The 6528-nt window shown below is 44.7% G+C and carries 6 protein-coding genes and 1 CRISPR repeat array; of the genes, 3 read left to right on the top strand and 3 right to left on the bottom strand.

The genetic code is table 11. The features are described from left to right. Positions 1-97 precede the first annotated feature (97 nt). The gene (locus FD07_RS11470) at positions 98-625 is read left to right on the top strand and encodes a GNAT family N-acetyltransferase (RefSeq protein ID WP_020090452.1); all 528 of its coding nucleotides are present in this window, start codon (positions 98-100) and stop codon (positions 623-625) included. Between the two features lie 167 nt (positions 626-792). Here FD07_RS11470 and FD07_RS11465 read toward each other — a convergent pair whose 3' ends face one another. Continuing rightward, positions 793-1812: an NAD(P)-dependent oxidoreductase gene (locus FD07_RS11465; protein WP_027826051.1), complete on the bottom strand. Its 1020-nt coding sequence runs from the start codon at positions 1810-1812 to the stop codon at positions 793-795. Positions 1813-1957: 145 nt separating this feature from the next. Between FD07_RS11465 and FD07_RS11460 the strand changes: the two genes are divergently transcribed. Then, positions 1958-2485 (top strand): GNAT family N-acetyltransferase, encoded by a 528-nt coding sequence (locus FD07_RS11460; protein WP_020090450.1) that lies wholly within the window; start codon positions 1958-1960, stop codon positions 2483-2485. 158 nt (positions 2486-2643) lie between these two features. Continuing rightward, positions 2644-3303 (top strand): EAL domain-containing protein, encoded by a 660-nt coding sequence (locus FD07_RS11455; RefSeq protein WP_020090449.1) that lies wholly within the window; start codon positions 2644-2646, stop codon positions 3301-3303. A 112-nt stretch (positions 3304-3415) separates the two neighbouring features. Further along, positions 3416-5432: a CRISPR direct-repeat array (repeat unit 36 nt; unit sequence GCTCTTGACCTTATTGATTTACCATCTACTTAAAAC). A 35-nt stretch (positions 5433-5467) separates the two neighbouring features. On the opposite strand, the gene csn2 is transcribed toward FD07_RS11455, so the two are convergent. Both csn2 and cas2 read right to left on the bottom strand, forming a co-directional pair. Then, positions 5468-6133 carry a type II-A CRISPR-associated protein Csn2 gene (csn2, locus tag FD07_RS11450; protein WP_020090448.1) on the bottom strand — a complete coding sequence of 222 codons (666 nt, stop codon included), beginning with the start codon at positions 6131-6133 and terminating at the stop codon, positions 5468-5470. Then, positions 6130-6435 carry a CRISPR-associated endonuclease Cas2 gene (cas2, locus tag FD07_RS11445; protein ID WP_020090447.1) on the bottom strand — a complete coding sequence of 102 codons (306 nt, stop codon included), beginning with the start codon at positions 6433-6435 and terminating at the stop codon, positions 6130-6132. Before cas2 ends, csn2 begins: the two co-directional genes overlap by 4 nt. Positions 6436-6528 lie beyond the last annotated feature (93 nt).

Below are 6528 nucleotides of genomic sequence, written 5' to 3'. Positions count from 1 at the left end.
GCCTCTGAATTCATTCAGGGGCAATCGACTTGCGCTACACTGTCAATATTTAAGTGGTATCCTAGAACTTAGGAATTTCTACTGAGGAGGCATCACCATGAGTTTAATTTTCATCAAACGGGCCACGCTTCGTGACTTACCAGCAATCATGGCAATTATTGACCACGCTAAGGCCCAATTAAAGGCCGCTGGGAGTCCGCAATGGCAGGATGGCTATCCGGATGCCGCGGCGCTAAAAAAGGACGTAGACGGTCAACAATGCTGGTTACTGGTGGTCGATGGCCAGGTAGCTGGAACGGCAACCATGATCATCGGCGACGAACCTAGCTACGTCAACATCGAAGACGGTCAGTGGCAGAATAACCAAGATCCCTATGCGACTATCCACCGGATTGCGATTGGCGCTGGCTTTGGCGGACAACACCTGAGCCACTACTTCTTCTCCAATCTGATCAGTCAGGCCTATCACGAAGGCGTGCGCAACTTCCGTATGGACACTCACGCGCAGAATCAACAGATGCAGGCGATCGCCAGGAGCTTTGGCTACAAGCACCGCGGCACCATTTACGTGACAGAACAGACCAGCGACGCTTCTCGGTTAGCCTTTGAATTGAACCTGGATTAAACGCTAGTCACCGGTTAACTCAGCTTCGATTATTAACCTAATACAACAAAATCGCAGGTCACTGTCAGCCAACAAGCTGACAGATCCTACGATTTTTCACGTTTTCGATTCAATTCTAGTCTTCGAAAAATTACGAAAAACACACTCGCCCAATCTGTGGAGGACTTTCAGTTAGTCTTTGACGCCGCCACCCGGATGGCATTGCTGGTCGTTCCCGTCGTAAAAAAGTCGTGGAAATTAGCATAGCTGATGCGAATCATGTCAACGAGGGCCGGTTCCGTGTAGGACCCAACGTGCGGCGTGACCAGTACCTTGGGATACGCCGCCATTAACTGGCGCGCCTCTGCGTTGGGCACCTCATCCAGCGTGGCAAATTGCTTGCCCAGCAGTGCCACCTCATCACGAAAGACGTCCGTCCCATAGCCGCTGAGTTGCCCGGTACCGAGAGCGTTCAGGATTGCTGGCACATCCGCCAGTTCTCCCCGTGCGGTATTGACGAGGACGGCGCCGGGCTTCATTTGCGCTAAAAATTCCGTATCAATCAAATTATCATTTTCACCCGGGAAGTACGGCACGTGGACTGAGACGATGTCACTCTGCGCGAGTAGTTCCGAGAGTGGGACTACCGTCACAGTTGCCTGTGCGGTCGCGGATGGCCGTGGATCATACGCCAATACTCGTGCACCTAGTCCCTGATATAACTTCGCCTCAGCTAAGCCAATCCGACCAGCGCCGAGAATGCCGACCGTGGCGGTGTGAATTTCCCGGCTAAACAGATTGGCACTAACTGTAAAATTAGCCTGCCGAGTCTGATCCACGGCCAGACTGACGTGCCGGAACTGCGCCATTCCCAGCGTCAACGCCAGTTCAGCCACGGCGGTCGGCGAATAGCCGGGCACCCGGGCCAGCGTGATGCCAAGGTCGGCAGCGGCCTGCAAGTCCAAGTGATTGTAGCCAACCGAACGGGTGAAGACCGCCCGGATTCCCCAGTCGGCAAACCGCTGGAGATTCTGCCGGTCAACGATGCAGTTGCCCCGAACCAGGACGGCATCGGACCCCTTGGCAGCAGCCACGTTATCGTGGGTCAAGAGTTCCCGCACGTATTTACAGGTAAACTGATCCTGATTCAGGCGGTCAAAGTACGGCTCTTCCAGGGCTCGGACACCGTAAGCAGTAATTTTTACCAAGTCGAACACACTCCTTCTTCCTAAACTCTAGCAAAATTAAGCGGGAAAGTCGCCCGAACTGATGGAAAAAATTAAAATATTCCGTTCAACCACAGAAAGTGGTATTCTTGATTTTAAATTTGAAGTAACTATTGGAGGACGACTGATGAGTTTAGTTTATTTACGACACGCTACCAAGACGGACGTGCCAGCAATTATGGCAATTATTGACGACGCCAAGGCCCTATTGAAGGCGGATGGCAGTCCACAGTGGCAAGATGGTTATCCCGATGAGACCGCCATTCGTGAAGATATTATGGCGCAGCGCAGTTGGATATTGATGGTCGATGACCAAGTCGCTGGAACCGCAGCACAGGTGGTGGGTGATGACCCGAATTACCACGAAATCAGTGGTGATGGTTGGGCCAACAACACGGACCCCTACGCCACGATTCACCGGATTGCGCTGAGCAAGGACTTCGCTGGCCAGCATCTCAGCCACACCTTCTTCTCCAACTTGATCAGTCAGGCCTACCAGGAGGGGGTTCGCAATTTTCGGATTGACACCCACCGCATGAATCAGCGGATGCAAGCCATCGTAACCAGCTTAGGCTACCAATTCCGCGGTATCGTCCACGTGGCCGAACCCGGCGACAATGCGCGCCGAGCGTATGAATTGAATTTGCCGCGGTAAAGCAGTAACATAATCACTTAGCGGACGACACCCGAAAAGTGGGGTCAAAATTCGCTAGAGTCCTGCATCATTATGACTGTAAATTAATTGAACGATGATGTATAATGGGCTCTATTGTTTAAGCCCATGTTTCAACAGAAAGGGGATTTTCTTTTAAAATGTATCGATTCTTCGTCCAACCGCAGATCAATGCGGTCACGCAAAAATTAGCGGGTTATGAACTGTTATTACGGTCATATTGCCATGACTACTGGGTAACGCCAACTGATTTCACTGCGCTACCAATGGACCAGCAGGTTTCACTGTCCTATCAAGAGATCACGAACATTTTAAAAGATCATCAAGATAACCCCGAGATTTCACTCAACTTAAATCGCGAACAATTTACAGATCGACGGACGATTGGCCACCTGATCCATCTGAAAAAGTCCGTTCAAAACCTCAAATTAATCGTCGAACTGACGGAGGCCCCTTCGTTGGAGGAACTTCACCGTTACGTGGCCATTTATCAGGCCTACGATATCAAGCTGAGCCTAGACGACGTTGGTACGGACAATCCCTGGTGTGAAGCTATTCAGGACGTTTTGCCCTTCATGGACAGCATTAAATTTGCGATGCAGAACTTCCGGTTCCAGCACCGGCAAAAAGAAATGATGGCCAGTCTCAACTTCTGGCGCAACATTGCCGATACATACCACCTCGATTTCACCCTTGAAGGTATTGAGGACAAGGGCGATGTCGATTTAGCTAGACGCTACAATGTTGGCATGACTCAGGGATATTACTACAGTAAACCCGTGCCTTATGCGGCTGGGTAGTATATTTTAAAATAGCTGTGTTGAAAACCACCTCACCATAATTTTCCCTTTACTGTAGGAAATTATGATGAGGCGGTTTTCATGTCAAATAAATTACAGCTATTTCAAATATAATATCCAACCTATTGATTTACCATCTACTTAAAACCCTGTTGACCGGTTGCGCCAAACAAATTGTGCTCTTGACCTTATTGATTTACCATCTACTTAAAACAGACCGGAGCTGAAAAAGGAACTAAGATTCGCTCTTGACCTTATTGATTTACCATCTACTTAAAACCAGTATACGAATCAGTCCGCGGCCGGTCGAGCTCTTGACCTTATTGATTTACCATCTACTTAAAACTACGGTATTCATCGATGCATTGAGTGTCATGCTCTTGACCTTATTGATTTACCATCTACTTAAAACCAGCAGTAAGACCGTTCACACCTTGATTACGCTCTTGACCTTATTGATTTACCATCTACTTAAAACGAATGGGGCTTCAAAGATGATTGGTTGAAGGCTCTTGACCTTATTGATTTACCATCTACTTAAAACCGCGGAGCAAGTAAGCAATGAGGTACTGGCGCTCTTGACCTTATTGATTTACCATCTACTTAAAACGAGGAAAAAGAAAAGTTGGCGAAACTTTTTGCTCTTGACCTTATTGATTTACCATCTACCTAAAACTAGTGTCCACGTTGACCTGTAAACGTGAAAGCTCTTGACCTTATTGATTTACCATCTACTTAAAACTAGGCAAAATCACACAAGGCGTAGGATCCAGCTCTTGACCTTATTGATTTACCATCTACTTAAAACTTCGTGAAGTAAAGGTGTGTCTGGTACAGTGGCTCTTGACCTTATTGATTTACCATCTACTTAAAACTAAAGTCCTCTGCCACGTGATGTACCACTTGCTCTTGACCTTATTGATTTACCATCTACTTAAAACCGTCTGTAGCTGGTAGGCCGTGTCAATCTTGCTCTTGACCTTATTGATTTACCATCTACTTAAAACTTTGCAGTAGTGCATGTTCACGCCATCAGCGCTCTTGACCTTATTGATTTACCATCTACTTAAAACCAATTTACCCCGGTGCTTTAGTCTGTTCGTGCTCTTGACCTTATTGATTTACCATCTACTTAAAACAATCCAAGCAGGATGCCCGACAATATACCGGCTCTTGACCTTATTGATTTACCATCTACTTAAAACGACAGTAAACTACGACCAACGAATTAGAGAGCTCTTGACCTTATTGATTTACCATCTACTTAAAACCGCCAGCAGCCGTACAGCTACGGGCCTTATGCTCTTGACCTTATTGATTTACCATCTACTTAAAACGGTCTCCAGGTCTAACTTCCACAGACTGTCGCTCTTGACCTTATTGATTTACCATCTACTTAAAACTTCTCTTATCGTAGTCGTCATTATATGCCTGCTCTTGACCTTATTGATTTACCATCTACTTAAAACTATCATTCAGCGGCATCGAATGGCACCTCCGCTCTTGACCTTATTGATTTACCATCTACTTAAAACCTTATTTACTGCTTGAAAACGTCAAAGTCTGCTCTTGACCTTATTGATTTACCATCTACTTAAAACCTATCAATAGTCAGATAATCCACTACCTTCGCTCTTGACCTTATTGATTTACCATCTACTTAAAACGACCGTTCCATCATACTCAATAGCTCTCTCGCTCTTGACCTTATTGATTTACCATCTACTTAAAACTTATCACCCTTCATGGTAGCTACTTTAGCTGCTCTTGACCTTATTGATTTACCATCTACTTAAAACTAATCATTTAAGATTGCCGCTACCATCAGAGCTCTTGACCTTATTGATTTACCATCTACTTAAAACCTATCAATAGTCAGATAATCCACTACCTTTGCTCTTGACCTTATTGATTTACCATCTACTTAAAACCGCAAAAACCATTGTGAAGCTGAAAGCCCGGCTCTTGACCTTATTGATTTACCATCTACTTAAAACGACCGCTGCTAACTTTTCGGAATATGGCAAGCTCTTGACCTTATTGATTTACCATCTACTTAAAACGCCTTGACCTTCAAGCGTGTACTCACCTTCGCTCTTGACCTTATTGATTTACCATCTACTTAAAACCATCATTTTCACATCGATATATAATGTGCCTAAGATCACCACAAGACAAAATCACCGTCAATATAGTGATAATCACATTTTACAAAAAATTCATTACGCTGGATTTGTGAGAATTCAATTATAAGCATCGGTATATCTGCATCTGCCATTAAACCTACCAGAGAATTAATCTGGCTGACCTTGAGGTAATGACTGACATTGGTCAAGATAATTATTCGGCGATCATTCAGTTCAATTAACACTTTAACTAACGATTCCAGTATAACATAGACATCATTTTCAACTTCCGGGATGACTTGTAATCCGCTAAACTTCACCAATTTATCTACTGTTGGAATCTCGGGAAACTCAATCGGAATATCCATGACATAACTGTTCTCTAGCAATTGTGACACAAGCTTTCGTATGCCATCAGCTAAGTCCACAGTTTGCTTATTAGTCATAACCTTCATAATTTGATTCTGCAGTTTCTTTTGAAAGAGCTTATTTAAATCCAATGACTCTAAAGGATCCCCATACCATTGACAGCCTTTAGGAATACTCACTACTGAAAAATCATCCTTACTGAGAGTTATGGTCTCTTCCCTATCTTGTAATCCTAGTAATAAATTTTGATATACGCGTGGCGATCCAGTATCAATTACCGTAACTTTACCCGAGGCAACGCCAAACGGTGGAAATCCAAAGTAGGTGAGATTCATATCATAACAGTCCTCTCAGCTGAGTTTAGTAAATCCTGGCTAGGCTCACCTGAAATAAAATGCATAGCCTGATATTGCTTTTCGGTTAGCATAACAGACTGCACTAAACCATCCTTTGGTGTAATGGCGGCAATCCTTTTCTCAACAGAATGAGCTTGTTTAGAATCTGGGCACACCCGAACATAAACAGAATACTGCATCATAAAAAATCCTTCTTGTATCAACGATCTCCGAAATCTTCGATAATCGCGGCGATTCTCACTCGTTCCAACTGGCAAATCAAACATAATCATTAATCGCATGACTCGATACCTCATTAGGAACTTCAACTCCAATTTGAATCTGGTCATTTTCTTCAGCTAAATATTTAACCTCGATTTAAAATTGAAGTGCAA

Origin of the sequence: Levilactobacillus parabrevis ATCC 53295 (assembly GCF_001434055.1) — a bacterium.
GTDB classification, from domain to species: Bacteria; Bacillota; Bacilli; order Lactobacillales; family Lactobacillaceae; genus Levilactobacillus; species Levilactobacillus parabrevis.
This window is presented reverse-complemented; position numbering and strand designations above follow the sequence as displayed.